The organism is Bacillus sp. FSL L8-0152, from assembly GCF_038006365.1.
GTDB classification, from domain to species: domain Bacteria; phylum Bacillota; class Bacilli; order Bacillales; family Bacillaceae_G; genus Bacillus_A; species Bacillus_A cereus.
This window is the reverse complement of record NZ_JBBOVB010000001.1, coordinates 4,201,447-4,227,037: the sequence shown is the minus strand read 5'-3', so window position 1 is coordinate 4,227,037 and position 25,591 is coordinate 4,201,447. Positions and strand designations below refer to the sequence as shown.

Sequence of the window (25,591 nt, the reverse complement as noted above, 5' to 3'; positions counted from 1 at the left end):
TCTCTCCTTTAATTATAAGTTTAGTAAGTGTCCTAATTTGTTTACTTTCGTTTGTAAATACGATTTATTCTCTTCTTTTGCTGGCATTTGCAACGGTACACGCTCGACTACTTCTAAATCGTAACCTTGTAAGCCAGCAATTTTTCTTGGGTTATTCGTTAATAATCGTAAACTTTGTAAACCTAAATCTTTTAATATTTGTGCTCCGATACCGTAATCACGAAGATCAGCAGGGAAGCCGAGTTTTTCATTTGCTTCTACAGTATCGAATCCTTCTTCTTGTAATTTATAAGCACGAAGCTTATTAAGAAGCCCAATGCCTCTTCCTTCTTGTCTCATATAAAGAAGAACACCTTTTCCTTCACGCTCAATTTGAGCAAGTGCTGCATGGAGTTGTGGTCCGCAATCGCAGCGATGTGAACCGAATACATCTCCTGTTAAGCATTCAGAATGAACACGCACAAGTACCGGTTCACCTATTGAAATATCACCTTTTACAAGTGCGATATGTTCTTTCGTATCTAATGAGTTAGAATAGCCAATTGCGTGGAAAGTACCGAAATCTGTAGGTAATGTAATTTCCACCTCTCTCGTCACAAGTGTTTCATGATGGCGGCGGTAAGCAATTAAATCTTCTATTGTAATCATTTTTATATCAAATTGTTTTGCGCATTCTATTAAATCAGGTACACGTGCCATCGTGCCGTCCTCATTTATAATCTCGCAAATAACTCCAGCTGGTTCGGCACCGCATAGCTTCGCTAAATCAACAGCAGCTTCTGTATGACCTGCACGACGCAGGACACCGCCTTCTTTCGCAATTAATGGAAAGATATGTCCAGGTCGATTGAAATCAGCGCCTTTTGATGCGGGGTTTAACAATTCTTGTATCGTAGTTGCACGTTCGTGAGCGCTAATGCCTGTTGTTGTAGAAACATGGTCAATGCTCACTGTAAACGCAGTATGATGTGAATCTGTATTATGAGATACCATTGGTTCTAATTGTAGACGTTCTGCGTACCCGGCTGTAATCGGTACACAAACGAGACCACGGCCATGTGTAATCATAAAATTAATTGTTTCTGGTGTAATGTACTCTGCTAAAGCAATAAAATCGCCTTCATTTTCTCGGTTTTCATCATCACATACGATAACGACTTTACCTTGTTTTAAATCTTCTAGAGCTTCTTCAATACGATGAAACATTGTGCTTCCCCCTTATAGAAATCCGTTTTCTTGTAAAAAGCTTTCAGTCATTGAACCTACTCGTTTTGTAGGTTTAGTAATAAAGCGTTCGATATATTTACCAATCATGTCACACTCAATGTTTACGATATCTCCGGCATTTTTTTCTCCAATGACAGATTCGCTTACTGTGTGCGGGATGAGTGAAATCGTTATGGAAGATTCGTCTATATCAAATATCGTTAAACTCGTTCCATCAACAGCAATGGATCCTTTATGCAAACAATAGCGCAGCAGTTCATCAGAAATTGCTATTTTGTAATAGACGGCATTGTAATGTTGTTTTTTATTTAAAATCGTTCCGATGCCATCAATATGTCCTGAAACGAAATGTCCACCGAATCGTCCGTTTGCAGCCATTGCTCGCTCTAAATTTACTTTAGAGTGCGGTTTAAGCATGCGAAGTGATGTCGACTGCATCGTTTCAGGCATTGCATCAACTGTAAATGAAGTAGTTGTAAAGCTTGTTATAGTTAAGCAAATACCGTTCACCGCGATACTATCACCTAAGTGAACATCTGATAAAATTTTCTTTGCATGAATCGTTAATTTCATCGCTTCTCCGCTTTGTTGCATGTTTGCTATCGTTCCTAATTCTTCTACAATTCCTGTAAACATTTCGTCACCTCGTTTCGGGCATTCGCAACGATTTTTATATCATCACCAATTTGTTTCATCTCTTGAATTTTCAAGGAAAGCGCATCTTGTAATTTTGAAAAACCATTTCCTCCAAATAAAGTAGGAGCATCTTTCCCACCAATTAATTTCGGGCTTATATAGGTTACAATTTCATTAAAATTGTTTGTTTTTAAGAAACTTGCATGAATCGATTGGCCACCTTCAACGAATAGAGAAAGAATTTGTTTCTCTCCAAGAAAGGAAAGAAGGTCCTCGATTTCTATATGCTTCGTTTCCATTTGGAATATAGCTATATTTTTAGATTCATAAGAAGATATCTTCTCTTTCTTTACATCCTTACCGACAATAATCCATGTCGGTGCTAAACCATCTGTTATAACATGAGAAGATGGTGGCGTTCGTAAATGGGTATCTAAAACAACGCGAATAGGATGTTTCCCACCATTTGGAATTCTTGTTGTTAAATGAGGATTATCAGCTATAACTGTATTCACTCCAACAAGAATTGCATCATGTGTATGGCGATATTGGTGAACATCAGCACGTGCTTCTTCACCTGTAATCCACTTACTTTCACCAGTTACAGTTGCTGTTTTTCCATCTAAGCTCATCGCTGTTTTGATTGTTACAAAAGGGCGTTTCGTTTTCATGTAGTGAAAAAAGTAGCGATTTAATAAAACTGCTTCTGCTTCAAGAACACCAGTAGTTACTTCAATTCTAGCTTCCTCTAATCTTCTTTTTCCGTTACCAGAAACGAGCGGATTACAATCGAGAGTAGCAATTACAACACGCTTAACTCCTTTTTCGATGAGCAATTCACAGCAAGGTGGTGTTTTTCCAAAGTGGCTACACGGTTCCAGTGTTACATAAACGGTAGCGTCTTTGGCGTTCTGACCAGCCATTTGAAGGGCATGAACTTCTGCGTGTTCTTCACCAGCTCGTAAATGAGCGCCCATACCAACGATGTTTCCATCTTTTACAACAACAGCACCAACCATAGGATTTGGACTTGTTTGTCCTGATGTTCCTTCTGCTAACTGCAGGGCAATCCTCATATATTCTTGATCTGTCATTTTCTTCACCTCTCCAAAAAAAATCAAAAAACCCCAAGGATTTAATATCCTTGGGGTTTGGGAGACGTGATTTCTAGAAATATAGTTTGAATACGAAAGCATAGGAAAGAAACCTAACGATAATTGATATTTTTGCATAAGGAAAAAACCTAGCAAAATATCGAATTTTTAAACGCTAGTTGTCTCTTTTTATTTCAGTATAAAAAATAAGTATAGAAAATTAAACATATATAAAGAATCAAAATGAATCTTTAAAAATATGCATACTGAAATAAAAGTGTATTCACTATATAAAAAACTAGAAACATATCCTTCTCCCATCCAGACTATACTGTCGGCCCTAGAGTTTCACTAGATCCACCGTTTTCGAGTTGAAAACGGGTCACGGACTTAGAAGTTTTCACTTCATCACCGCCGGTTGGGAATTTCACCCGACCCCGAAGGATGCTGTTTGCTCAAATTATAGCACAAAAAAAATAAAAGGCTAGTAAAAAATATTCGAATGTGAAGAATTGTGTGAAAATATATGCAGGCTGGAATGGAAATAAAAGTATTAGAAATGTTGTAAAGAGAAGGGATATAACGGAGTTGCTAAAAAGAAAAAACATGCACAAAAAAATGTGCATGTCACATGTAAAATTATTCTGCCTCTGGTGCTCTAACAACAGACTCGAATTTACCTTTATGCGAAGCGTCGCAATAAGGCATATTTTTTGATAAACCACAACGGCATAAAGAAAATGCCGGTTTTGCTGGGAATGCATTCCCTTGTGAGTCGACTAATTCCACGTCCCCTGTAACGCGAAAAGAGCCATTATCATTTACTTTAATTTGTACTTTTGCCAACGTTATCCCTCCTTCCCAAACGCTTAATTTCATCATATAATCAAGGGAAGTGCTTGGCAATATAAAGTGAAACTTTAATTAGTGAGGGAGGCATCCCCCACTAATTATTAGTTGAACCAATCGGGCTTTTAGGGGCAGTTAATCTCCCGCCTAACTTCTTTGTTTCAGCCGAATTTTGAGGTGGGAGTTTTACTGCCCACAAATAGCGGGGAAAAAAGAGCACTTTGTTTGAGAAAGAAGAGAGTGTTATAATAGTTTTCATAACTGACTAGAGTAAGGTGACGAGAGATGGATAAACAATTACATACATTACGAAACATTGCAAATGAGCGCACGTGGGCATCATTTTTGAATGATAATCATCCATATAGTTTGTTACATTGGTCCATTGCAGGTGTAGGGCAAGAGGCAAAGGATGTTTGGTTACTTCAAGATGAAGTAACATTTCAAACGACAGAATTTCCAACGTTAGATGATGCAATGCAATGGATTTCTGAAAATATGGAACAAGTTACAGACGTTTTAGCGCAATAAAAAAACAGGCTTATGCAAGCCTGTTTTTTGTTTCTTTCACATATGTGTTTAAAAATTGATCGATGGCTGCTTCGTACTCTTCTTTATTTTCGTTATAAGAGCAAGCGTGTGCACCGTGTTCTGCAATATAAAGTTGCTTATTATTTTCTTTCGCTTCATATAACGCTTTTGTCATATCAGCTAAAATATAGTCGTCATCTTTACTATGAATAAAGAGAACGGGATTGTTAATGTTTTTTATACAGTCGATTGGTGAAACTTCACGAATTGTATAACCGTCACGAACTTTTAAAAATGCGTTTGCTAAAGGTAATAAAGGCCATTTTGGTAAATGGAATTCAACCTTTAAACGGTGCTGTAATTGTCCGTGAAAATCAGAGAAAGGACAATCTGCAATATAGAAATCAGCGCCATCTTCTACAAGTCCTGCGTATTGAAGAATTGTTGCGGCTCCCATAGATTCACCATGAATACCAAGTGTAATATTGGTTCCAAAACGGTTTTTTAGCCAGTCAACTACGGATTTCAAATCATGCTTTTCATAGTATCCATAGCTTGTTGTTTTTCCGCCAGTTTTACCATGACGACGATGATCGTAAATGAGGACATTATATCCCCTTTTTAAGAATAAGTTTGCATATTTTACAGAGTTTATTTTATTTACAGTTACACCGTGGCAAAAAACCATAAACTTATTGGAATGACCAGCAGGAATGTAATATCCGTGAAGGTCGTATCCGAATTGTGAAGGGATATGAATTTCTTCTTTATGAAGAGCATCAAAATCCTCTATACGAAAATGTTTTTTCGTTTCTCTTTCGAGTACTTCTTCCTCTGTTTTTTTCTTTAAGTACATCACTTTATTTGTAAAGAAAATCCCAAGGGCAGTTATTGCACCTAGTATAGTAAACAATGCTGCAAAAAAACGTTTCATACTTTACCTCATCCTCCAAATACCGTTACATGTGATACACTTATATTGTATCACAATGATATAAAAGGGGAGAAATAGGAAATGCTGCATATACAAAAAATTACGCCAGCGATGAAAGAAACAATCCGAATGTTCATGTGTGAGAACTGGGGAAGTTCATTGATGGTTTCACGTGGTAAGGGACATCAGTTAGAAGAGTTGCCAGGATTTGTTGTGCTCTTAGATGACAGAATAATCGGAATTATAACGTATGAAGTGACCGGGAATATGTGCGAAATTGTATCGCTAGATAGCTTTGAAGAAAGAAAAGGAATAGGGACGAAACTTGTGGATTGTGTATTACAAGTTGCAGAAGAAGAACGGTGCAGACAGGTTTGGCTTATTACAACAAATGATAATATGAATGCGTTACGATTTTACCAAAAACGTAATTTTGTAATGACTAATTTATATGTGAATGCGGTAGAGGAGGCACGAAAAATAAAGAAAGAAATTCCACGTATTGGATATGATAATATCCCAATTTTACATGAAATTCAGTTGGAGTATCGTTTAGTGAAATGATGTAACAATTTTCAGAAATGTGAGTTATTAATCTTGACGGATAGTGTAATTTAGGTTACCGTAAATTTGTAATCTATTACCATATTAAGGGGTGACGATGTGGCAACTATACGTGATGTTGCAAAATTGGCAGGTGTTTCAGTCGCAACCGTTTCACGAGTTATTAATGAAAAAGGATACGTTCATGAGGACACAGTAAAACAAGTAAAGGAAGCAATTGAAGAATTACGTTATAGGCCAAACAGTGCAGCGAAGCCACTATTTAAAGAGAATTCAACGATAATTGCATTACTTGTAGATAATTTATGTAACCAATCAAACATCACTTTGCTACATTGTATTGAGGAAATAGCATATAAAGAAGGTTATCAAATCATTATTTGTAATATAGAGAATAAAGATAGATACATACATATGCTGAAGCAAAATAACATTGCAGGTGTTATTTTGACAAGAGCAGTTTTTAAAAGTGTAGGAAAAATTCCATTTCCGTTTGTTGTGATCGATGAGCAACAATCACATGGAAATTATTATGAAAGTGGACAGAGAGCTGTTTCTTTATTAAAAGAGAAAGGGTGTCACTTTCTTGCATATTTCGGTGAGGGAGAAGAAAGTGAAGAAATGGAAGATCATATAGCAGGGTTTTTAGACGCTGTTTGGGATGAAGGAATCTCTTATCGAGAAGAATGTGTACAAGGGTATACAAATAAACAATTTATTACATTATTGCAAAACAATCCGTATGTAGATGGAATTGTAGCCTCAAGTGATCAGATTGCTATTGAGTTAATTCGGTCAGCGAGATTTCTAAATATACATATACCAGATAAATTAAAAATTGTTGGACCGAACGGGAGTATAGAGTGTGAATGGATAGGTTCATCACTACCGACAATTGAAAGCTATGTCAAAGATAACGGAAAAGTAGCTTTTCAACAATTAAAAGGAAAAATAAAAAAGTAAAAGGTGCGTTTTATACGCACCTTTTTATAATGTAATTGCGGCAATAAAGCCAAATATAAGTAACGGTATATTGTAATGTAGAAAAGTGGGTACACATGTATCCCATATATGATGGTGCTGACCATCAGCATTTAAACCGGATGTTGGTCCAAGGGTACTATCCGATGCTGGAGATCCTGCGTCACCTAGCGCTCCGGCTGTACCGATAATAGCAATTGTGGCCATTGGACTAAATCCAAGCTGAATGCAAAGAGGTACAAAAATGGTTGTTAAGATAGGGATGGTTGAAAAGGATGAACCAATTCCCATCGTAACGAGAAGTCCAATAACGAGCATAAGAAATGCAGCGAGTGGTTTATTATTTCCGATTATATGTGCACTCGTTTGCACCAGAGATTCAACATGTCCTGTTTTTCGAAGAACAGCGCCGAATCCAGCGGCAGCAATCATAACAAAGCCAATAAAGGACATCATACGCATTCCGCTTGTTAATATCGCATCTGCTTCTTTAAGTGGTAGACTGCCGCTAACCGATAAGACGATAATACCTGCTAAAGCACCAAAAATCATTGATTCTGTTGTTAATTGAACAGTTAATGTAGCAATGATAGATAATAACCCGAAAGTAATGCTACGTTTTGTATAGGGAACGATTTCATTTTCGGTAGTATGAATTTGTTCTGTTTCATACGTACGAGGTTTTCGGTACGTAATGAATACCGCTACACATAATCCAATAATCATACCAATTGCTGGAATAGTCATTGCTTTTGGAATAAGTGTGACATCAAATGTAAGGCCGCTTTGCGCAGCGTTGGTTTGTAATACGTCATGATAAATTTTTCCGAATCCTGCCGGGATCCACATATAAGGAGTAATCAATCCAAATGTAATAATACATGTGACAAGTCTGCGATCCACTTTCAGCTCATTTAATACTTTTAAAAGTGCTGGAATTAAGATGGGGATGAAAGCAATGTGAACAGGAATCACATTTTGTGAGAAACAAGCCATCGTTAAAATAATGAATAAAATAAGTATTTTAGAATAAACTTGTTTTTTCGTGTCTTGTTCATTGCCAATCCATTTTAATGCAGTTTGAATCAGAGCATCTGGAAGTCCTGTTTTGGAAAGGGAAATAGCGAAACCACCAAGCATTGCATAACTTAAAGCGATTGGAGCACTGTTTCCAAGACCAGTTGTAAAAGTGTTAATCGTTTCTGAAATACCGAGTCCGCCGATAATTCCGCCTGTTAAAGCTCCAACAATGATGGCGACAATGACCTGGACACGTAACAAACTAAGCAATAGCATAATTGCTACTGCGACGAGTACAGCGTTCATAATAAATGTAATCTCCCTAAATTTTTATTCTGTTAAGACAAGTAAATATGAAACATTTTGCGATGTTTATACATACTTGCGACATATTATTATAAAATGTTTTCTATGAAATGTAAAAGAGCCTTTTGTTACTAATGCTGAAAAGCTAGCTCTTGTTTAATTGATTGCAAAGAATTAGCGAATAATTCTGGTTCTTCTAAATCAGGAGAATGTGCTGAATTTGGGAACCAAATCATCTTTTTTATAGGCGCTTCAATAATATCGCAATATTCCTGAACGAGTGCATAAGGAGTTTGATAATCATAGCGACCAGAACAAAAATAAACTGGGATAGATAAACTTGAGATAGAAGAAAAGAAATCGATTGTCAGCATTTCTTCCCATAAAACGCCAGATTTTAAATTTCCTGCGAGAAACTTGAACCAATCTAATAGCGTATACTCAGGAGAAAAGAAACCTTTTCGTATGAAAGAAAAGGAAGATCCGTTTTGGATTGCGCCTCCAAATGTGCCAAGCCACTTTCTTTGAATAATGAGACGTCTCGTATCTAAAAATGGTGGTTTGCCTAATTTTAAAAGGGAAGCTAATGCTTTTTTATGATCATGTTTTTTTGCAGAATGAATTAAATGTTGATATAGCAATTCTTCATTTTGTTTCATATGTACAATTTGCCCAATACCGATGTAAGCCTCGATATACTTTGGATATTGATGTGCTATGTTAAGCCCAATAATACTTCCCCAAGAATGACCAGCGAGAAATAGTTTTTGTTTGTTGAACCTTTTAAGTACATATTGAATCACTTCTTTTGCATCGGAAACGAATTGTTCAATTGTGAAATTTGCTCCGAAATCTTTCATTGAAAAGGATTTACCAGCCCCGCGCTGATCCCAATTAATAACAATAAATTGCTTCTCTAATTCTTTTTGAAAATGGCGAATAAATCCGATTTGTGCCATCCCAGGTCCGCCGTGACAGCATAATAAAATAGGTTGCTCTACGTTTTGTCCACGCATAAGGAGAGTTTGTTTTCGATTATTTATCATAACGCTTTCTATCGTAGCGATACTATTAGGAATGAGTTGTTTGTTTTCGTTATAGAACTGAGGGGTGTAGCTACGAAAAAGCATATTGAAAACCTCCTTTTGTGAAATCGTATGAATCGCACAGGCTATTCATTTTGCATATACTGTTAGAAAATCATTGTAACATACCATACTAGTGTCATTTCAACACGGGAGGAGGGAAATTGTGACGATTGGAGAAATTATAGATGGTTTAAACAGACGTGAATCCATCGCTATTATAGCAAAACGTCTTGAAATAAGCCCGTATACATTATCGAAGAAATTAAGATTGATTGGATACGAATATGATGGAGAGCAGAAGAAACGTATTTTTGTAGGAGATGGAGAAGAACCACGTCACTTACAACTCCAAGAAGCGACCGCCCTTCAATATGAGAAAACAGATTATCAATTATTAATTTACGAGCAATTACAAAGCATTTATGAGTTACTAAGAAAAAGAGGCGAAGTAATTGCACCAATTATGAGTAAGAGTACAGAGAAAAAGAGACGAACCTTTTCTATTAATACAGAAATATTAGCAAGATTGGACCTTATATCAGAATCGAAAGGAATTCAAAAGTCTAAACTTGTAGAAGAGGCGTTGCACCAATTTTTACAGCAATATGAAGTTGACAAAACATCACATTTTGATAACTAAAGAAAAGGATACTATGTTCATTGGAAGAACGAGTATCCTTTTTATGATGTATATTACGTATAAAATAGAGGATCAGTACAAATCCTTTATGGCGTGAAAAATAAAATTTATTATTAGAGAAACACTTAATTTACTTTTTGAATTCTTCCATCAATAACTGGCTGAATTGGTTCTTTTAATTGTTTTACGTAATCGACTAACGCTTCAAAGTCGTTTGGACCAGTTTCTGCATTTTTACCATTTTTAAATGATACGAATCCGTCACCGCCAGAAGCTAAGAAGGCATTTGCAACTACGCTATACGTTTTAGATGGAGATAATTCTTCTCCGTTTGTTAAACGTATATTTGTAACTTTTTCACCGTTTGTTTTATTTGCATCCCACGTATATTGAATACCTGAAATTTGAAGCATTCTTGTTGTTCCTTTTTGCCATTGCTGATTTAAAATATCGCGAATGTCTTGACCTGTTAAATCTACTTTAATCAATTGATTTCCAAAAGGTTGAATGCCGTATAACTCACCCCACGTAATATCACCAGCATCTAAGTCATTACGAATGCCACCAGGATTCATGAGGGCGATTTGAGTTTGCATCGTTTGACGCTGAGCATCGGCAACTAAATTTCCAAGAGTGGACTCACCAGCATCATTTTGTTTACGGTCGATAGGTGCTGTAGATTTTCCGACCACTTCATTTACAAGTGGTGCGATTTTTTCTTTATATTGATCTAGTTTTTTCTTTACTTGTTTATCAGGTTCTACACCTTCATGATACGTTGTAACAACTTCAGCTTTTTTCTTTACAATATCCTTTGTTTTACGATCAATTGTTACATCCACGTCTGAGAAAGCCGTTCCGTATGAATTTGCTTGGACAATTAGTTTATTATTTACTGTACCATTTACATACGTATGACTATGTCCACCGAAAATAACATCAACTTCTGGGTCTGTTTCATTTGCAATTCGAGTAAGATCGCCATTTGTTACCCCAGACTCATCGGTTGTTCCACCGACATGAGCAAGAACGACGATCGATTTAACGCCGAGGCGTTTTAATTGTTGTGTTGATTTATTAATTGCTTCTACTTCATCAGTAATTTGTACATTTTTAAGCATCGTAGGCATAACAACATTTGGTGTATCAGTTGTAACAACACCAATGAATCCAACAGGAACACCATCTACCATTTTTACAGTAAATGGTGGTAAAAATAAGCGGCCAGTTGATTTGTTATAGAAGTTAGCAGCTACATAGAGGAAGTTAGCCCCTTTGAAATTCCCTGTTTTTTCATGATATCCACCGTAAATGAGGCGTTTCATTTCATCAATGCCTTCATCAAATTCATGGTTTCCGATTGTACCAACATCAAATTTTAAATCATTTAAAAATTCAATCGTCGGTTCATCTTGTAATAATGCTGAAACCGGTGGACTAGCTCCGACGATATCACCAGCATGTACAAGAAGTGTATTAGGGTTTTGTTTTTTATGTTCTTTTAAATAAGTAGCTAAGTAATCAGCGCCACCAGCTTCTTTATTATTGATTTTTTTAACAGTATCTAGTTGTCCATGGAGATCATTAATACCAAGCATTTGTACGTCTATGTAGCGGTTTTGTTCAGCTGGATTCTGAGATGGGGGAGCGGCAAATACGCTTGAAAAAGTAATGGTGCTTAAAACAGCAACGGCAGGAATAATTTTTTTCCACATAATATAATTCTCCTTTTTTTATAATCTGACATCATACGACATAATTTTAATAGATTCATAGGATTATAGCTACATAAAAATTTAGTCTTTTCGAAAAATTAACATATTTACAAAAAGTGAATAATAGAGTAAAGACCCTTTTTTATTGTCGATTTCATTGTGTATCTACTATAATGGAGAAAAAAGTAAAAGGTGAGTAGCATGAAGAAAAAGAAACAAAGACAAATGCAAAGACAATCACAAGTGAATCAACCAAAGAAAGAAACACTTACATTAGGCGATCAATTAAATGATTCACTCATGCAACAATTAAAGAGTAAGAAGAAAGAGTTGCAAGTGAGGGAAGAGGAAAAAGAGGCAGCTGAACTGGAAAGAAAGCGCCAAGAACAAAAAGAACGTGAAAAGAATAAATCATTTGAAGAACTGCTAAGTGAAAGTAACCTTACTTGGAAAGACTTTAAATAATAAAAAAATGATCAGTGAAATACCACTGGTCATTTTTTGACGAGCTTGTAAGAAAAGGGGAGTTCGAATGAGAAAAATTGTCGTTGTTCCACATGAAAACCATTGGAGTGAAAAATTTCAAATGGAGGCTAAAAGATTAAAATCAGCGATGCCAGAAACGGTAAAAATTCATCATATTGGAAGTACGTCAGTTCCCGGACTGGCAGCTAAACCTATTATTGATATGATCATGGAAGTAGAAAATATCGAAAGAGTAGATGGGTGGAATGAACGATTTATAGAGCTTGGTTACATCGTAAAAGGGGAAAATGGTATTTCAAGACGCCGATATTTTATTCATGGAACTGAAGAAAAACGCTCGTATCATTTACACGTGTTTGAAAAAGGAAATCCAGAGATAGTAAGGCATTTAGCATTTCGTGATTATATGATGGCTCATTGTGAAGAAGCAGAGGCATATGCAACCTTAAAGAAAGAATTAGCCGAAAAGTATACATATGATGGCGCGTTATATACGGAAGGAAAAAATGAGTTTGTGCGCAATGTGGATGAAAAAGCGAAAGAATGGAGAAAAAATAACGTGAATGAATGAGTTCACGCTATTTTTTAGCTATATAAAAGTGTTATGTAAACTGTACGTATGTTTTGACTTTTGGGATGAATCTTGTTGAAATAAAATTGTGGCTTATAAAAAATGTAACAATGAAAGGGAGACGACTGTGCATATTCCAACAACTACACTTCATAATGGCGTGAAAATGCCGATGATTGGTCTAGGCGTATATAAAGCGAAAGAAGGAGACGAAGTAAAGCAAGCAGTAAAAACAGCGTTAGAAGTTGGATACCGTTCGATTGATACAGCAACTGTATATGAAAATGAAAGCGGTGTCGGAGAGGCGATACGTGAATCAGGAATTCCAAGAGAAGATATATTTATTACAACAAAAGTATGGAACGACGATCAAGGATATGAGGAGACACTCGAGGCGTTTGAAAAGAGTTTGAAAAAATTACAAATGGACTATGTAGATTTATATTTAATACATTGGCCAGTAAGAGGGAAGTATGTTGATACGTACCGAGCTTTAGAGAAATTGTATGAAGAAGGTAAAGTGCGTGCGATTGGTGTTTCTAATTTTCATAAACATCATTTAGAACTATTATTACCAAATTGCAAAGTGAAGCCGATGGTAAACCAAGTGGAACTTCATCCGATGTTGACGCAATTTGAGTTGCGTAATTTCTGTCAAGGTGAGCAGATTCAAATGGAAGCATGGAGTCCATTAATGAGAGGCGGAGAAGTATTTCAGCACCCGATTATTCAGGCTATTGCTACTAAATATGAAAAAACACCTGCGCAAGTTATATTAAGGTGGGATATTCAAAGCGGGATTGTGACGATTCCTAAATCTGTTACACCATCTCGCATTAAAGAAAACTTTACTATTTTTGATTTTGCACTAAATGAAGAAGAGATACGTCAAATTAACACGTTGAATCGTGATTTACATGTAGGAACGAATCCTGATAAATATGATACGTTATAAAAAAGACTGTCTCCTAATACTGGAGGCAGTCTTCTGTTTTATCGGTAATTCGATATTTTTAACGATGCAAAGCATATGTGTCATATTTAACAATCTTTTGAAGTTGTATATATTCTTCTTTTGTTAAAGGTAACTGTTGGCTAGCTCGTATATTTTCCTGTAATTGTTGAAGAGAGCTTGCACCAGGTATAACAGCTGCAACAGTCTTATTATGTAAGCAATATTGAATAGCTGTTCCTGTTAAAGAGCGTTCTCCAATCATTTCTTTTACACTTGCTAGAGTTGCATGTAATTCATCGTAAGAATAAGAGAGATAATCCTTTTCCTTTACTCTTTCTATCTTTCTTGCATTATTGTCAGTTAAAATTCCTTTTGCAAGTGGCCCGCGGGCAATGACGCTAATTTGGTGTTCATTTAGAAGGGGGAACCATTCTTCTGGACGACGATTTAAAAGGTTATATTCCATTAGTACACTAACGATGTTTGAGCGTTTTGCATATTCACGAACGACATTTGGGCGTATAGAAGAAATACCGTAATGGCGAATAATACCTTCCTTTTTCAATTCTTCAAAAGCTTCAATTGTTTCATCTATTGGATCTTCAATTGTTCCGCCATGAAGTTGGTAAAGGTCAATATAATCAGTTTGAAGTCTACGTAAACTTTCCTTTACTTCAGTCTTTATGTAAGCTTTAGAAGGATCCCAAGACCAGCCATTTTTTTCTTCTGTCCAACGATTTCCAACCTTCGTTGTAAGTAAAATTTGGTCTCTTCTTCCCTTCAAGGCTTTTCCAACAAATTCTTCATTTAATCCGTAATCATATAAATCTGCTGTATCAAAAAAATTAATTCCTAAATCGATCGCTTCATCGATAATATGCATAGCTTCTGTTTCAGATGTACCGAGAGACATACAGCCAAGGCCCATTTCTGTAACAAACAAATCTGAGTTTCCTAATTGACGTTTTTTCATAGGTCAACCTCCTTACCTTTATTGTACGAGAGGGAAAAGAGGTTGACAAACGTTTACTTTTCGCTTCGCATTAACTGCCCGTAAAAGCATGATTAATGTTTCACTTTATTTGCTGTAATCCACTCTTGTACAGTTGTATACTCTTTGCTATATTGCTTTAGCTTATGGCGAATTTGCCATGCTTTTCCGACTAAAGTGACGCGATTTGGTAAAATATAAACTTTCATTTCTATCACGCTCCTTTCAATGTGGTAAAATGTATGAGGAAAGAATAGGAAATAGAACAGGGAGATGAAGTAGTGTGAGTAATCTTGCAGAGAGAACAGTAAAAACTGAGCCGATTTTTGATGGTAGAGTTATAAAAGTTCGGGTTGATGATGTAGTATTACCAAATGGAGCAATGAGTAAACGTGAAATTGTAAATCACCCTGGTGCAGTTGCTATTATTGCTATTACTGATGAGGGGAAAATTGTGCTTGTTGAGCAGTATCGTAAAGCACTTGAAAAGGCGATTATAGAAATTCCGGCTGGCAAGTTAGAACCTGGTGAAAAACCTGAGGTAACAGCAGTTCGTGAATTAGAAGAGGAAACAGGATATGTATGTGAAAATATGGAGCTCATTACTTCTTTCTATACATCTCCAGGATTCGCAGATGAAATTTTATATGTATATAAAGCGACAGGTTTGACAAGAAAAGAAAATAAAGCTGAGTTAGATGAAGATGAGTTTGTGGAATTAATGGAAGTATCGTTAGAAGAAGCGATTACTCTTATGAAAGATCTTCGTATTCATGATGCGAAGACGATGTTTGCAGTACAATATTTACAACTACAAAAATAAACACTCGCCAAAGGCGAGTGTTTTTTAATTGATTTTTGCATATACACGTGCATCACGTAAGCTACCATCTGGTGCTAGGAAATCATTTTCCATTGTACCTTCTAGAATGAATTCTAGACGTTCTGCTAAGCTACATGCATTTATATTTGTTGCATCAGTACGAATTTCAATTCTTCTAGCGCCTAGTTTATCAAAGGCGAACTGAATTGCACCTTTAACAGCTTCGGTCATATAGCCTTGTTTTGTATACGCACTATGTAGCCAGAAGTGAAGTGAAAACTTTGGAATATCCCAGTTTTCAGGCTTTAGTGTAATTGCTCCGATGAATGTACCAGATACTTTATCGTATAAGTGAAAATCAAGTGTTTCACGAAGTAAAAACTGTCCGTGAGCTTCGCGAACAATTTCTTCAGCACTCTCTTCTGTTTCAGCGTTAATTGGTATCCACGGTACTAAGTCTTCTAGAGAAGCTTGGATTGCTTCATATACTTCTGCACCATCACCTGGAAATGGTTTACGAACTTGCAAGCGTTCAGTTTGAAATAATGTTGGAAAATCTAATAATAATGGTTTCAAGAGAAATCCCTCCTATTCTCTACTTTTTAGTTTAGCAAAGTAGAGCGGAATTTCAATGTTAATTCGTCATACTTTTTTCTTTCTTTCATACATTTTTAATAAGAGTGTGAACGGAGGGAAGAAAAATGTGGCGAAAAAATTGGCAAGACCGTGTAATGTCTCACATACAGGAAAACTCTTCATTATATATATTTAACGCCGTTTTATTATTGATGGGAGTAATATTCGGAGCCATTCTGGTGAATAGTTTACAAATCAATCAAAAACAAGATTTATCATTTTATTTACAACGTTTTTTTGGACAAGTCTCTAAAGGAGAATTTGCTATTGCGGGCGAAATGTTTCGAGAAAGTTACTTTTCGCAATTAAAATACATCGGGTTTATTTGGATTTTAGGGATTTCAATTATTGGATTACCACTTATTTTTATTTTATTATTTGTAAAAGGAGTTGTCGTTGGATTTACAGTTGGTTTTTTAGTAAGTCAGCATGGATGGAATGGACTATTATTAGCATTTGTATCTGTTTTGCCACAAAATTTAATTATCATTCCAGTCTTTCTCGTTATGACAACTATTGCTGCAAGTTTTTCTTTACGGATGATTAGGCATCAATTTATTAGAAAAATAACCGAGCCACTATTACCATTATTAATCCGTTATACATGCTTCTTTCTCGTAATTGGAGTAGTGTTAGCACTTGCTTCTAGTGTGGAGGCTTACGCATCACCAGTTTTAATGAAAGAAGTCGTTGAGGCTATTAATAAAAAATAAATACTTTTTGAGAATAATTATCAATTTGTTTTTATTGTTTTTTCTTTTGACAGAAGCCCTTCTTCTGATATAATGGTGTAAGAGTGGCGAGGAGGGAGTAGTACCGAATGGAAGAAAGAATTGAACGAATTAAGAAGCAATTACATGCAGCGAGCTACAAATTAACACCGCAACGTGAAGCAACAGTTCGTGTGCTGCTAGAAAATGAAGAAGATCATTTAAGCGCAGAAGATGTTTACCTCCTTGTAAAAGAAAAGTCGCCAGAGATCGGATTAGCAACCGTCTATCGAACTTTAGAACTATTATCTGAGTTAAAAGTTGTCGATAAGATTAACTTCGGAGACGGTGTTTCACGCTATGACTTACGCCAAGAAGGTGCGCAGCGTTTCCACCATCATTTGATTTGTACACAATGTGGTGCTGTACAAGAAATACAAGAAGATTTACTTGGTGAAGTGGAAAGGAAAGTAGAACGAGACTGGAGCTTTAAGGTGAAAGATCATCGTTTAACATTCCATGGGATTTGTAAAAATTGTCAAGAAAATGAAACGGATGAAAAATAACCTTTTCCTATTTATCTAGGAAGAGGTTTTTTATTTGAATAAGGTATAAATTGGTGAAAGCTTGGCATATGTTGTAATAACTTATATTTTGGAGGAATTTACAATGCGCCGAGCTTTAAAATTAACTTTTGATGGAATAAAAGTATTTTTATTATTTACAAGTTGTACGATTTTGTTTTATTTCGCTATACTATGGATAAATGAAGAATATGAAAGCTATCATCGTTATGAAAAACCTAAAGAAGAGACTGTAGAAAAAGTATCAGGGAATGAAGAACCGGCAAAGGATGCTTTCGTAAATAGAATGATGTTTTTCTATGAAAATGGGGAGTAGTGTAGAGTGGAAGATCAATTAAAAGATTTTATTCATTATATGGTTGTCGAAAAAGGATTAGCAAAGAATACAGTAGTATCTTATGAACGGGATTTAAAAAGCTACGTAAAGTATTTGCAAAATGTGGAACAGACGAAAACTTTTCATGAAGTGACCCGTTTACACATTGTTAACTTTTTGCAGTATTTAAAAGAAAACGGAAAATCTTCGAAAACATTGGCGCGTCATATCGCATCAATTCGTTCGTTCCACCAATTTTTACTTCGTGAACGAGCGGTAGAACACGACCCATCCGTACATATTGAAACGCCACAAGGGGAACGGAAATTACCAAAAGTATTATCAGTTGATGAAGTAGAGGCGTTACTTCAAACACCAAAAATGACAAGTGCTTTTGGGATTCGTGATAAGGCGATGCTAGAGTTACTGTATGCGACAGGACTTCGTGTTTCAGAATTGATTGCACTCAATTTAGAAGATGTACATTTAACGATGGGATTTGTTCGTTGCATAGGGAAAGGGAATAAAGAAAGAATTATTCCACTAGGAAGTTTAGCAACGGAAGCGATTCAAAAGTATATTGAAAAAGGAAGAAGAGAATTAATGGGGAAAAAAGTAGTAGATGCACTCTTTTTAAACCATCATGGTAATCGATTATCAAGACAAGGATTTTGGAAAATATTAAAACGATTAGCGAAAGAAGCAAATATTGAAAAAGAGCTTACACCTCATACGTTGCGTCACTCGTTTGCTACGCACTTATTAGAAAATGGAGCAGATTTACGTGCTGTACAAGAAATGCTTGGACATGCAGATATTTCAACGACGCAAATCTATACGCACGTTTCAAAAACTAGATTAAAAGATGTATATAAACAGTTTCATCCGAGAGCATAGTTACTATGCTCTTTTTTTCATAGATTAAGAGGGGAAGAGCGTTTCACAGAAACTTCACAAACATTTCGTATATTGTTTTCAGCAGAAGACTGGAATATTACAATGTATTTCCTCTATACTAAATAAAGTATAAAGGAGGAAATGATGATGAAAAAACTGATTATAACTTTATTTATCGCGATGCTAGCGTTGGCTGGCTGTAATACAAACAAAGAAGAACCGAAAAAAGAACAGAAACTTGAAGCTATAAAAGTAGCAGTCCAAACAAATCCGAAAGAAATTAAACCAGGTGAAAAAACAGAAGTACAAGCACTTGTTACACAAGGAAAAGAAAGAGTAACGGATGCTGATGACGTAAAGTTTGAAATTTGGAAAGATGGCGACGAGAAACACGAGATGTTAGATGGTAAACATAAAGGAAAAGGTGTTTATGCAGTCGAGAAAACATTTGAAACTGATGGAGTATATCATATTATTCCTCATACAAATGCACGTGAAATGCACGTTATGCCAGAAGTGAAAGTTGCTGTAGGAAATGCGAAAGTAGAAGATGCGAAAAAAGAAAATAGTGATCACAGTGCAGGACATGGAGATCATAAAAGTGACACAATGATCCATCTTATGGCTGGAGACATAAAGGCAAATGCTGAATCTACAATGAAAGTTCATTTAAAGCAAAAAGAAGAAGCATTAACTGGTGCTGAAGTACAACTAGAGATTTGGAAAGATGGTGTTGAAAAACACGAATTTATTCCAGCGAAAGAAGGGAATAAAGGAGAGTATGAAACGAAACATACTTTCAAAGAGAACGGTGCTTACAAAGTGAAAGTACATGTAAGAAAAGGCGAATTGCATGAACATAAAGAAGAAACAATAGAAGTAAAATAAAAAGTAGCTCTTTAGAGCTACTTTTTATTTTTAATATGAAGAAATAAATCATAAAAAAATTAGCACTTCGTTGCAGAATGGATTACAATAGAAGTGTGAAGAAAATGAGAAATTCTACGAAAATGTATTAAAAAGAAAGCGTAAACATGTTATGATATCAGTATCAGATGTCTGACATCTGACTTAGAAAAAACTAGAAATGTTTTTGAATCGTTTCAAGTAAACGAAATAGGTTAGAAAATGATTTAAAGAAGTACTGTTTGACAATGAGAATTCTTTTGGATAACAGTTTCACTTTATAGCGTTTTGAACATACTACAAGAAGTAGAACTGAACTTATAGGAGGTCGCAGTTATGAATAAATATAAACGTATATTCCTAGTCGTAATGGACTCTGTGGGAATCGGTGAAGCACCAGATGCTGAGCAATTTGGTGATTTAGGATCTGACACAATTGGTCACATTGCTGAACATATGAATGGGTTACAAATGCCTAACATGGTGAAATTAGGTCTTGGTAACATTCGAGAAATGAAAGGTATCTCTAAAGTAGAGAAACCACTTGGATATTACACAAAAATGCAAGAGAAATCTACTGGTAAAGATACAATGACAGGTCACTGGGAAATCATGGGCCTTTACATTGATACACCATTCCAAGTGTTCCCAGAAGGATTCCCGAAAGAATTACTTGATGAATTAGAAGAAAAAACAGGCCGTAAAATTATCGGTAATAAGCCAGCTTCTGGAACTGAGATTCTTGATGAACTTGGTCAAGAGCAAATGGAAACAGGCTCTTTAATCGTTTATACTTCTGCTGATAGCGTATTGCAAATTGCAGCACACGAAGAAGTAGTGCCACTTGATGAATTATATAAAATTTGTAAAATTGCACGTGAATTAACATTAGATGAGAAATACATGGTAGGTCGTGTTATTGCTCGTCCATTCGTTGGTGAACCTGGAAACTTTACACGTACACCAAACCGTCATGACTATGCATTAAAACCATTCGGTCGTACAGTAATGAATGAATTAAAAGATAGTGACTACGATGTAATTGCTATCGGTAAAATCTCTGATATTTATGATGGCGAAGGGGTAACTGAATCACTTCGTACGAAGTCTAACATGGATGGAATGGATAAGCTTGTAGATACATTAAATATGGACTTTACAGGTCTTAGCTTCTTAAACTTAGTTGACTTTGATGCATTATTCGGCCACCGCCGTGATCCACAAGGATACGGAGAAGCTCTGCAAGAATATGATGCACGTCTTCCAGAAGTATTCGCAAAACTAAAAGAAGATGATCTATTATTAATTACAGCAGACCACGGTAATGATCCAATTCACCCTGGTACTGACCATACACGTGAATATGTACCATTATTAGCATATAGCCCAAGCATGAAAGAAGGCGGACAAGAGTTACCACTTCGTCAAACATTTGCTGATATTGGTGCAACAGTAGCAGAAAACTTCGGTGTGAAAATGCCAGAATACGGAACAAGCTTCTTAAACGAGCTAAAGAAATAGGGGGATAAACAAATGAATCGTGAACTTATTACAAAATCAGCTTCATACTTAAAAGAGAAATTTCAAGAGACACCACAAGTAGGACTAATCCTTGGATCAGGACTAGGTGTATTAGCAGACGAAATTGAGAACGCAGTAACAGTACCTTACAGTGAAATCCCTGAATTCCCAGTATCAACTGTAGAAGGCCATGCAGGTCAACTAGTATTTGGTACACTTCAAGGTGTAACAGTAGTAGCAATGCAAGGACGTTTCCACTTCTATGAAGGATACGACATGCAAAAAGTAACATTCCCAGTTCGTGTTATGAAAGAACTAGGTGTAGAAACAGTAGTTGTAACAAACGCAGCTGGTGGTGTAAATACATCATTTGAGCCAGGCGATCTTATGTTAATTTCAGACCACATTAACTTCATGGGTACGAATCCATTAATCGGACCGAATGATTCTGAAATGGGCGTACGTTTCCCTGATATGTCTACATCATATACAGTAGAACTTCGCGAAATGGCGAAACAAGTTGCAGCAGACTTAAATATTAAAGTACAAGAAGGTGTATACGTAGGAATGACAGGTCCTGTATATGAAACACCTGCTGAAATTCGTATGCTTCGTACACTTGGCGGAGATGCAGTTGGTATGTCAACAGTACCTGAAGTAATTGTAGCGCGTCATGCTGGTATGAAAGTATTAGGTATTTCTTGTATTTCAAATATGGCAGCTGGTATTTTAGATCAGCCACTTCACCACGATGAAGTAATTGAAACGACAGAACGTGTTAAAGCTAACTTCTTAGCATTAGTAAAAGCAATCGTAAAACAAATGAAGGGGTGACTTCACAATGAGAATGGTGGACCTAATTGCAAAAAAACGTGACGGACATGCATTAACGACAGAAGAAATTAACTTTATTGTTGAAGGATATACAAATGGTGATATTCCTGATTATCAAGTAAGTTCACTTGCAATGGCAATTTTCTTCCAAGATATGAACGATCAAGAGCGTGCTGATTTAACGATGGCAATGGTAAATAGCGGTGATACAATCGACTTATCAGCTATTGAAGGTGTAAAAGTAGATAAGCATTCGACAGGTGGTGTTGGTGATACAACGACACTTGTATTAGGTCCATTAGTAGCTGCTTTAGGTGTACCAGTAGCGAAAATGTCTGGACGCGGTTTAGGACATACTGGTGGTACAATTGATAAATTAGAAGCAGTTCCAGGATTCCATGTGGAAATTGAAAACGATGAATTCATGCGTCTTGTAAATGAAAACAAAATCGCTGTTATCGGCCAAAGTGGTAACTTAACACCTGCTGATAAAAAGTTATATGCACTTCGTGATGTAACAGCAACAGTAAACTCAATTCCGCTTATTGCAAGTTCGATTATGAGTAAAAAAATTGCTGCTGGTGCAGATGCAATTGTTCTTGATGTAAAAACTGGAGCAGGTGCATTTATGAAAACGGATGAAGATGCAAAACGTTTAGCAGAAGCAATGGTACGCATCGGTAATAACGTTGGTCGTAATACGATGGCAGTTATTTCTGATATGAGTCAACCACTCGGTGAAGCTATCGGTAACGCATTAGAAGTACAAGAAGCAATTGATACATTACAAGGTAAAGGGCCGAAAGATTTAGAAGAGCTATGTTTAACACTTGGAAGTCAAATGGTGTACCTTGCTGGACAAGCTTCATCTTTAGAAGATGCACGTGAAAAGCTAATTGAAGTAATGAACAACGGAAAAGCGCTAGAATCATTTAAAACGTTCTTATCAGCGCAAGGCGGCGACGCATCTGTTGTTGATGACCCTTCTAAATTGCCACAAGCACAATTTAAAATTGAAGTGGAAGCGAAAGAAGACGGATATGTATCAGAAATCGTTGCAGACGAAATCGGAACAGCAGCAATGCTTTTAGGAGCAGGACGTGCAACGAAAGAGTCTGAAATTGATTTAGCAGTTGGTCTAATGCTGCGCAAAAAAGTAGGCGATGGCGTGAAGCAAGGTGAATCCCTTGTTACAATTTACGCAAACCGCGAAAATGTTGAAGATGTAAAAGCGAAAATTTATGAGAACATGAAGATCTCTAAAGAACACGTAGATGCACCAACTTTAGTACACGGTATCGTAACGAAGTAATAAAAAAAAGCTGAGGAGATTTCTCCTTGGCTTTTTTTACTATTTTTTGTTTATAATAATAATGGGTGAAATTATGATTAGAATTTGTGCAGTAACAAAAACAGATGAAGTATTATATGATGTTTCTCTAGAAGAAACAAAGAAAGACCATATTGTATGGTATTGGCTAGATTTATATAAGCCAACGAAAGAAGAGTATACATATATTTTGCAAGACCATTTTAAGTTCCATCCCCTTGCAATTGAAGACTGTCTAGAATATGTACAGAGGCCAAAAGTTGATTTTTATGATGGATATAACTTTTTAGTTCTTCACGCGTTTGGAGAAGATGGGCTAGAACCACATGAAATTGATTTGTTTGTTAGTGATCGCTATATTGTTTCTTTCCATTTTTCTCATAATAATGCAATTGAAAGAGTATGGAAAACACTTGGTGAGAAGAGGCGGATTAAGAAAGGGCCTTTACATGTAGCACATACGATCACTGATCAAATTGTAGATGATTATTTCGCACCTGTATATTACATTGAAGACCATTTAAATGCGATTGATGATAATTTAACAGGTGAGACAGCAGGAGCCGTGCTAGAAGAAGTATTTGATATTAGGGCAGATTTATCTAAGTTAAGACGTACAATTATTCCAATGCGTGATTTATTGTATCGTATTTTGAATTCCACTCGTTTTTACGGTATAAGTGATCATGAGATTTATTTTAAAGATATACATGATCATTTACTTAAACTTACGGAAATGATTGAGGCAAGTCGAGAGTTAACGGCGGATATTCGGGATAGTTATTTTTCATTAAACTCACATCATATGAATAACATTATGAAAACATTAACTGTATTCTCGACTATTTTCATGCCATTAACATTTATTGCGGGAGTATATGGAATGAACTTTACGCATATGCCAGAGCTTGGTGGACAATATAGTTATTTTATTTGTCTTCTTCTAATGGCATTAATTGGCGGCGGAATGATGGCCTGGTTTTATAAAAAAGGATGGTTTAAGTAAAAAACACCGAGGATTTCCCCGGTGTTTTTTCTTAACCAATAGCATGTAATACAAACATAGCTAAGAATAAGCATGTAATGATATACATAGATGGTGCGACTTCTTTACGCTTTCCAAGAGCAACTTTTAAGATAGGGTAAGCAATAAATCCGAACGCAATGCCATCAGCGATACTATATGTGAGCGGGATCATGACGATAATTAAGAACGCTGGAAATCCTTCTGAAAAATCGTTCAGAGGAATTTGCTGAATGCTTGTAATCATCAGGCCGCCAATAATAATTAAGATTGGTGCAATGGCACTATCAGGAATTAGTTTGACAAACGGAAGTGCAAACAATGATGCAAAGAATAACAACCCCGTAACGATAGACGTCAGACCTGTCTTTCCGCCTGCAGTAATACCTGCGGCACTCTCTACTGTTGATACGGTAGGGCTTGTGCCAAATAGACCACATGTCATTGCTGAAATTGCATTGGCTTGGTAAGCACGTGGGAATTTACGGTCATCTTCTAATAAACCGTGCAGAAGTCCCATGTTCTCAAAAATAAGCACCATGCTTAAGGAGAATGTTGCAATCCAAAACGGTAAGGAAGAAAGTTTGCCAAATGACATAGCTCCAAAGACATCGCCGTAATTAGCGAATGAGAATGAACTATTTCCGATTTGACTTGTATCAACAAGGCCAAATAGCCATGCAATACCAGTTCCTATTGCAATCGTCCATAAAAAGTTTCCACGTACGTTACGAATAAATAGTACAAGTGCAACGATAAGAGTAAGCACGGTCGCAAGAACGACAGGGTTACTTAATTTACCCATTGCAACAGCAGTATTTGGGTTCGAAACGACTAAACCACCTTTTTGCAATCCGATAAACGCTAAAAATAATCCGATGCCGACAGTAATCGCTTCCTTTAATGACTTTGGAATTGATACTGATAGCACGCGAGTGATTGGTGTAAAAGCGGCAATTGCAAAAATAATACCAGAGATAAAGACAGCAGCCAATGCTTCTTGCCAAGTTAGTCCAAGCGTATGCACAGCTGTGTACGTGAAGAATGCATTTACACCCATACCAGGGACAAGAATAGCAGGTGCATTTGCCCAAAATGCCATGAGTAGACATCCGACAAATGAACTGAAAACAGTTGCTAAAATTCCAGCTTCAAGAGGAATGCCAGCATCGGATAAAATTGACGCATTTACAATCATAATATATACGATCGTGAAAAATGACGTAACTCCAGCTAAAACTTCTTGTTTTGGTGATGTTTCGTGTAAACCTAATTTAAATGTTCTTTCAAGTATTCCTTTCATGTTAAACCTTCTTTTTCATATCCCTCTCCCACCCGTGATATCTCTTTCGTAAGAGCTCACCGTCCTTTATTATATCAGAACATCATGTTTTTACAACAAGGAAAATGATAACGTTTACT

29 protein-coding genes and 1 riboswitch are annotated in these 25,591 nt (G+C 36.3%); of the genes, 17 read left to right on the top strand and 12 right to left on the bottom strand.

Annotated features, from left to right (window positions below; all coding sequences use genetic code 11):
• Nucleotides 1-12: 12 nt before the first annotated feature.
• The 4 genes from ribBA to MHH27_RS21165 all read right to left on the bottom strand — a co-directional run bounded on the left by ribBA (nucleotide 13) and on the right by MHH27_RS21165 (nucleotide 3,803).
• Nucleotides 13-1,206: a bifunctional 3,4-dihydroxy-2-butanone 4-phosphate synthase/GTP cyclohydrolase II gene (gene ribBA, locus MHH27_RS21180; protein ID WP_000468981.1), complete on the bottom strand. Its 1,194-nt coding sequence runs from the start codon at nucleotides 1,204-1,206 to the stop codon at nucleotides 13-15.
• 12 nt (nucleotides 1,207-1,218) lie between these two features.
• Nucleotides 1,219-1,863 (bottom strand): riboflavin synthase subunit alpha, encoded by a 645-nt coding sequence (ribE, locus tag MHH27_RS21175; protein ID WP_340943975.1) that lies wholly within the window; start codon nucleotides 1,861-1,863, stop codon nucleotides 1,219-1,221.
• Nucleotides 1,845-2,957 (bottom strand): bifunctional diaminohydroxyphosphoribosylaminopyrimidine deaminase/5-amino-6-(5-phosphoribosylamino)uracil reductase RibD, encoded by a 1,113-nt coding sequence (gene ribD, locus MHH27_RS21170; RefSeq protein WP_000131988.1) that lies wholly within the window; start codon nucleotides 2,955-2,957, stop codon nucleotides 1,845-1,847. Before ribD ends, ribE begins: the two co-directional genes overlap by 19 nt.
• 305 nt (nucleotides 2,958-3,262) lie before the next feature.
• A riboswitch (FMN riboswitch) is annotated at nucleotides 3,263-3,406 on the bottom strand.
• A 190-nt stretch (nucleotides 3,407-3,596) separates the two neighbouring features.
• The gene (locus MHH27_RS21165; protein WP_001151579.1) at nucleotides 3,597-3,803 is read right to left on the bottom strand and encodes a CDGSH iron-sulfur domain-containing protein; all 207 of its coding nucleotides are present in this window, start codon (nucleotides 3,801-3,803) and stop codon (nucleotides 3,597-3,599) included.
• A 288-nt stretch (nucleotides 3,804-4,091) separates the two neighbouring features.
• On the opposite strand from MHH27_RS21165, the gene MHH27_RS21160 reads away from it, so the two are divergent.
• The gene (locus tag MHH27_RS21160; RefSeq protein ID WP_000360793.1) at nucleotides 4,092-4,337 is read left to right on the top strand and encodes a DUF2552 family protein; all 246 of its coding nucleotides are present in this window, start codon (nucleotides 4,092-4,094) and stop codon (nucleotides 4,335-4,337) included.
• 10 nt (nucleotides 4,338-4,347) lie between these two features.
• Here MHH27_RS21160 and MHH27_RS21155 read toward each other — a convergent pair whose 3' ends face one another.
• On the bottom strand, nucleotides 4,348-5,271 hold the full coding sequence (locus tag MHH27_RS21155; RefSeq protein WP_000819228.1) for an alpha/beta hydrolase: 924 nt from the start codon (nucleotides 5,269-5,271) through the stop codon (nucleotides 4,348-4,350).
• 81 nt (nucleotides 5,272-5,352) lie between these two features.
• Here MHH27_RS21155 and MHH27_RS21150 point away from each other — a divergent pair, with 81 nt between their 5' ends.
• Both MHH27_RS21150 and MHH27_RS21145 read left to right on the top strand, forming a co-directional pair.
• Nucleotides 5,353-5,835: a GNAT family N-acetyltransferase gene (locus MHH27_RS21150; protein ID WP_340943971.1), complete on the top strand. Its 483-nt coding sequence runs from the start codon at nucleotides 5,353-5,355 to the stop codon at nucleotides 5,833-5,835.
• Nucleotides 5,836-5,934: 99 nt separating this feature from the next.
• Nucleotides 5,935-6,798, top strand: coding sequence for a LacI family DNA-binding transcriptional regulator (locus tag MHH27_RS21145; protein ID WP_000201351.1), 864 nt, complete (start codon nucleotides 5,935-5,937; stop codon nucleotides 6,796-6,798).
• A 24-nt stretch (nucleotides 6,799-6,822) separates the two neighbouring features.
• Here the strand turns inward: MHH27_RS21145 and MHH27_RS21140 are convergent, their stop codons facing one another.
• Nucleotides 6,823-8,142 carry a Na+/H+ antiporter family protein gene (locus tag MHH27_RS21140; protein ID WP_258131285.1) on the bottom strand — a complete coding sequence of 440 codons (1,320 nt, stop codon included), beginning with the start codon at nucleotides 8,140-8,142 and terminating at the stop codon, nucleotides 6,823-6,825.
• Nucleotides 8,143-8,273: 131 nt separating this feature from the next.
• The gene (locus tag MHH27_RS21135; protein WP_000898973.1) at nucleotides 8,274-9,272 is read right to left on the bottom strand and encodes an alpha/beta fold hydrolase; all 999 of its coding nucleotides are present in this window, start codon (nucleotides 9,270-9,272) and stop codon (nucleotides 8,274-8,276) included.
• A gap of 121 nt (nucleotides 9,273-9,393) precedes the next feature.
• Between MHH27_RS21135 and MHH27_RS21130 the strand changes: the two genes are divergently transcribed.
• On the top strand, nucleotides 9,394-9,870 hold the full coding sequence (locus MHH27_RS21130) for a ribbon-helix-helix domain-containing protein (RefSeq protein WP_000151932.1): 477 nt from the start codon (nucleotides 9,394-9,396) through the stop codon (nucleotides 9,868-9,870).
• A 125-nt stretch (nucleotides 9,871-9,995) separates the two neighbouring features.
• Here MHH27_RS21130 and MHH27_RS21125 read toward each other — a convergent pair whose 3' ends face one another.
• Nucleotides 9,996-11,585 (bottom strand): bifunctional metallophosphatase/5'-nucleotidase, encoded by a 1,590-nt coding sequence (locus MHH27_RS21125; RefSeq protein ID WP_340943966.1) that lies wholly within the window; start codon nucleotides 11,583-11,585, stop codon nucleotides 9,996-9,998.
• A gap of 201 nt (nucleotides 11,586-11,786) precedes the next feature.
• Between MHH27_RS21125 and MHH27_RS21120 the strand changes: the two genes are divergently transcribed.
• The 3 genes from MHH27_RS21120 to MHH27_RS21110 all read left to right on the top strand — a co-directional run bounded on the left by MHH27_RS21120 (nucleotide 11,787) and on the right by MHH27_RS21110 (nucleotide 13,597).
• Nucleotides 11,787-12,050, top strand: a complete 264-nt coding sequence (locus MHH27_RS21120; RefSeq protein WP_000727561.1) for a YqkE family protein — start codon at nucleotides 11,787-11,789, stop codon at nucleotides 12,048-12,050.
• 67 nt (nucleotides 12,051-12,117) lie between these two features.
• The gene (locus MHH27_RS21115) at nucleotides 12,118-12,642 is read left to right on the top strand and encodes a GrpB family protein (protein ID WP_001227186.1); all 525 of its coding nucleotides are present in this window, start codon (nucleotides 12,118-12,120) and stop codon (nucleotides 12,640-12,642) included.
• 127 nt (nucleotides 12,643-12,769) lie between these two features.
• On the top strand, nucleotides 12,770-13,597 hold the full coding sequence (locus MHH27_RS21110; RefSeq protein ID WP_000547989.1) for an aldo/keto reductase: 828 nt from the start codon (nucleotides 12,770-12,772) through the stop codon (nucleotides 13,595-13,597).
• A gap of 58 nt (nucleotides 13,598-13,655) precedes the next feature.
• Here the strand turns inward: MHH27_RS21110 and MHH27_RS21105 are convergent, their stop codons facing one another.
• Together MHH27_RS21105 and mciZ are read right to left on the bottom strand one after the other, a co-directional pair.
• Nucleotides 13,656-14,570: an aldo/keto reductase gene (locus MHH27_RS21105; protein ID WP_098566556.1), complete on the bottom strand. Its 915-nt coding sequence runs from the start codon at nucleotides 14,568-14,570 to the stop codon at nucleotides 13,656-13,658.
• A 92-nt stretch (nucleotides 14,571-14,662) separates the two neighbouring features.
• The gene (mciZ, locus tag MHH27_RS21100) at nucleotides 14,663-14,797 is read right to left on the bottom strand and encodes a Z-ring formation inhibitor MciZ (RefSeq protein WP_000870302.1); all 135 of its coding nucleotides are present in this window, start codon (nucleotides 14,795-14,797) and stop codon (nucleotides 14,663-14,665) included.
• A gap of 74 nt (nucleotides 14,798-14,871) precedes the next feature.
• Between mciZ and MHH27_RS21095 the strand changes: the two genes are divergently transcribed.
• A complete protein-coding gene (locus MHH27_RS21095) occupies nucleotides 14,872-15,411 on the top strand; it encodes an NUDIX hydrolase (protein WP_000067042.1) in 540 nt (179 codons plus the stop codon).
• Nucleotides 15,412-15,435: 24 nt separating this feature from the next.
• On the opposite strand, the gene MHH27_RS21090 is transcribed toward MHH27_RS21095, so the two are convergent.
• A complete protein-coding gene (locus tag MHH27_RS21090; RefSeq protein WP_000803479.1) occupies nucleotides 15,436-15,987 on the bottom strand; it encodes a GNAT family N-acetyltransferase in 552 nt (183 codons plus the stop codon).
• A 155-nt stretch (nucleotides 15,988-16,142) separates the two neighbouring features.
• Here MHH27_RS21090 and spoIIM point away from each other — a divergent pair, with 155 nt between their 5' ends.
• From spoIIM to corA, 9 genes are all read left to right on the top strand, one after another.
• Nucleotides 16,143-16,760: a stage II sporulation protein M gene (gene spoIIM / locus MHH27_RS21085; RefSeq protein ID WP_013142149.1), complete on the top strand. Its 618-nt coding sequence runs from the start codon at nucleotides 16,143-16,145 to the stop codon at nucleotides 16,758-16,760.
• Nucleotides 16,761-16,867: 107 nt separating this feature from the next.
• Nucleotides 16,868-17,323, top strand: coding sequence for a ferric iron uptake transcriptional regulator (fur, locus tag MHH27_RS21080; RefSeq protein WP_000392657.1), 456 nt, complete (start codon nucleotides 16,868-16,870; stop codon nucleotides 17,321-17,323).
• Between the two features lie 103 nt (nucleotides 17,324-17,426).
• Nucleotides 17,427-17,657, top strand: coding sequence for a YqzK family protein (locus MHH27_RS21075; protein ID WP_001250432.1), 231 nt, complete (start codon nucleotides 17,427-17,429; stop codon nucleotides 17,655-17,657).
• Between the two features lie 6 nt (nucleotides 17,658-17,663).
• Nucleotides 17,664-18,554 carry a site-specific tyrosine recombinase XerD gene (gene xerD, locus MHH27_RS21070; RefSeq protein WP_000390088.1) on the top strand — a complete coding sequence of 297 codons (891 nt, stop codon included), beginning with the start codon at nucleotides 17,664-17,666 and terminating at the stop codon, nucleotides 18,552-18,554.
• A gap of 144 nt (nucleotides 18,555-18,698) precedes the next feature.
• Complete coding sequence (locus tag MHH27_RS21065) at nucleotides 18,699-19,442, top strand: FixH family protein (protein WP_002183918.1); 744 nt, start codon at nucleotides 18,699-18,701, stop codon at nucleotides 19,440-19,442.
• A gap of 354 nt (nucleotides 19,443-19,796) precedes the next feature.
• Nucleotides 19,797-20,981 carry a phosphopentomutase gene (gene deoB, locus MHH27_RS21060; RefSeq protein ID WP_001046079.1) on the top strand — a complete coding sequence of 395 codons (1,185 nt, stop codon included), beginning with the start codon at nucleotides 19,797-19,799 and terminating at the stop codon, nucleotides 20,979-20,981.
• Nucleotides 20,982-20,993: 12 nt separating this feature from the next.
• Nucleotides 20,994-21,815, top strand: a complete 822-nt coding sequence (locus MHH27_RS21055) for a purine-nucleoside phosphorylase (protein ID WP_001078446.1) — start codon at nucleotides 20,994-20,996, stop codon at nucleotides 21,813-21,815.
• Nucleotides 21,816-21,822: 7 nt separating this feature from the next.
• Entirely contained in the window at nucleotides 21,823-23,127 is a 1,305-nt protein-coding gene (locus tag MHH27_RS21050) for a pyrimidine-nucleoside phosphorylase (RefSeq protein WP_069356161.1), read from the top strand.
• 61 nt (nucleotides 23,128-23,188) lie between these two features.
• Nucleotides 23,189-24,151, top strand: a complete 963-nt coding sequence (gene corA, locus MHH27_RS21045) for a magnesium/cobalt transporter CorA (protein WP_002026281.1) — start codon at nucleotides 23,189-23,191, stop codon at nucleotides 24,149-24,151.
• Nucleotides 24,152-24,182: 31 nt separating this feature from the next.
• On the opposite strand, the gene MHH27_RS21040 is transcribed toward corA, so the two are convergent.
• Complete coding sequence (locus MHH27_RS21040; RefSeq protein WP_340943959.1) at nucleotides 24,183-25,472, bottom strand: NCS2 family permease; 1,290 nt, start codon at nucleotides 25,470-25,472, stop codon at nucleotides 24,183-24,185.
• Nucleotides 25,473-25,591: the final 119 nt, after the last annotated feature.

What these genes read in the sequence shown, in the direction of transcription:
- mciZ (WP_000870302.1), bottom strand. Translation starts at nt 14,797, where the DNA reads ATGAAAGTTTATATTTTACCAAATCGCGTCACTTTAGTCGGAAAAGCA.
- MHH27_RS21140 (WP_258131285.1), bottom strand. Translation starts at nt 8,142, where the DNA reads ATGAACGCTGTACTCGTCGCAGTAGCAATTATGCTATTGCTTAGTTTG.
- MHH27_RS21160 (WP_000360793.1), top strand. Translation starts at nt 4,092, where the DNA reads ATGGATAAACAATTACATACATTACGAAACATTGCAAATGAGCGCACG.
- MHH27_RS21135 (WP_000898973.1), bottom strand. Translation starts at nt 9,272, where the DNA reads ATGCTTTTTCGTAGCTACACCCCTCAGTTCTATAACGAAAACAAACAA.
- MHH27_RS21065 (WP_002183918.1), top strand. Translation starts at nt 18,699, where the DNA reads ATGATGAAAAAACTGATTATAACTTTATTTATCGCGATGCTAGCGTTG.
- ribBA (WP_000468981.1), bottom strand. Translation starts at nt 1,206, where the DNA reads ATGTTTCATCGTATTGAAGAAGCTCTAGAAGATTTAAAACAAGGTAAA.
- MHH27_RS21050 (WP_069356161.1), top strand. Translation starts at nt 21,823, where the DNA reads ATGAGAATGGTGGACCTAATTGCAAAAAAACGTGACGGACATGCATTA.
- ribE (WP_340943975.1), bottom strand. Translation starts at nt 1,863, where the DNA reads ATGTTTACAGGAATTGTAGAAGAATTAGGAACGATAGCAAACATGCAA.
- MHH27_RS21105 (WP_098566556.1), bottom strand. Translation starts at nt 14,570, where the DNA reads ATGAAAAAACGTCAATTAGGAAACTCAGATTTGTTTGTTACAGAAATG.
- ribD (WP_000131988.1), bottom strand. Translation starts at nt 2,957, where the DNA reads ATGACAGATCAAGAATATATGAGGATTGCCCTGCAGTTAGCAGAAGGA.
- fur (WP_000392657.1), top strand. Translation starts at nt 16,868, where the DNA reads ATGGAAGAAAGAATTGAACGAATTAAGAAGCAATTACATGCAGCGAGC.
- spoIIM (WP_013142149.1), top strand. Translation starts at nt 16,143, where the DNA reads ATGTCTCACATACAGGAAAACTCTTCATTATATATATTTAACGCCGTT.
- MHH27_RS21120 (WP_000727561.1), top strand. Translation starts at nt 11,787, where the DNA reads ATGAAGAAAAAGAAACAAAGACAAATGCAAAGACAATCACAAGTGAAT.
- MHH27_RS21125 (WP_340943966.1), bottom strand. Translation starts at nt 11,585, where the DNA reads ATGTGGAAAAAAATTATTCCTGCCGTTGCTGTTTTAAGCACCATTACT.
- MHH27_RS21075 (WP_001250432.1), top strand. Translation starts at nt 17,427, where the DNA reads ATGCGCCGAGCTTTAAAATTAACTTTTGATGGAATAAAAGTATTTTTA.
- MHH27_RS21115 (WP_001227186.1), top strand. Translation starts at nt 12,118, where the DNA reads ATGAGAAAAATTGTCGTTGTTCCACATGAAAACCATTGGAGTGAAAAA.
- MHH27_RS21040 (WP_340943959.1), bottom strand. Translation starts at nt 25,472, where the DNA reads ATGAAAGGAATACTTGAAAGAACATTTAAATTAGGTTTACACGAAACA.
- corA (WP_002026281.1), top strand. Translation starts at nt 23,189, where the DNA reads ATGGGTGAAATTATGATTAGAATTTGTGCAGTAACAAAAACAGATGAA.
- MHH27_RS21155 (WP_000819228.1), bottom strand. Translation starts at nt 5,271, where the DNA reads ATGAAACGTTTTTTTGCAGCATTGTTTACTATACTAGGTGCAATAACT.
- deoB (WP_001046079.1), top strand. Translation starts at nt 19,797, where the DNA reads ATGAATAAATATAAACGTATATTCCTAGTCGTAATGGACTCTGTGGGA.
- MHH27_RS21055 (WP_001078446.1), top strand. Translation starts at nt 20,994, where the DNA reads ATGAATCGTGAACTTATTACAAAATCAGCTTCATACTTAAAAGAGAAA.
- MHH27_RS21150 (WP_340943971.1), top strand. Translation starts at nt 5,353, where the DNA reads ATGCTGCATATACAAAAAATTACGCCAGCGATGAAAGAAACAATCCGA.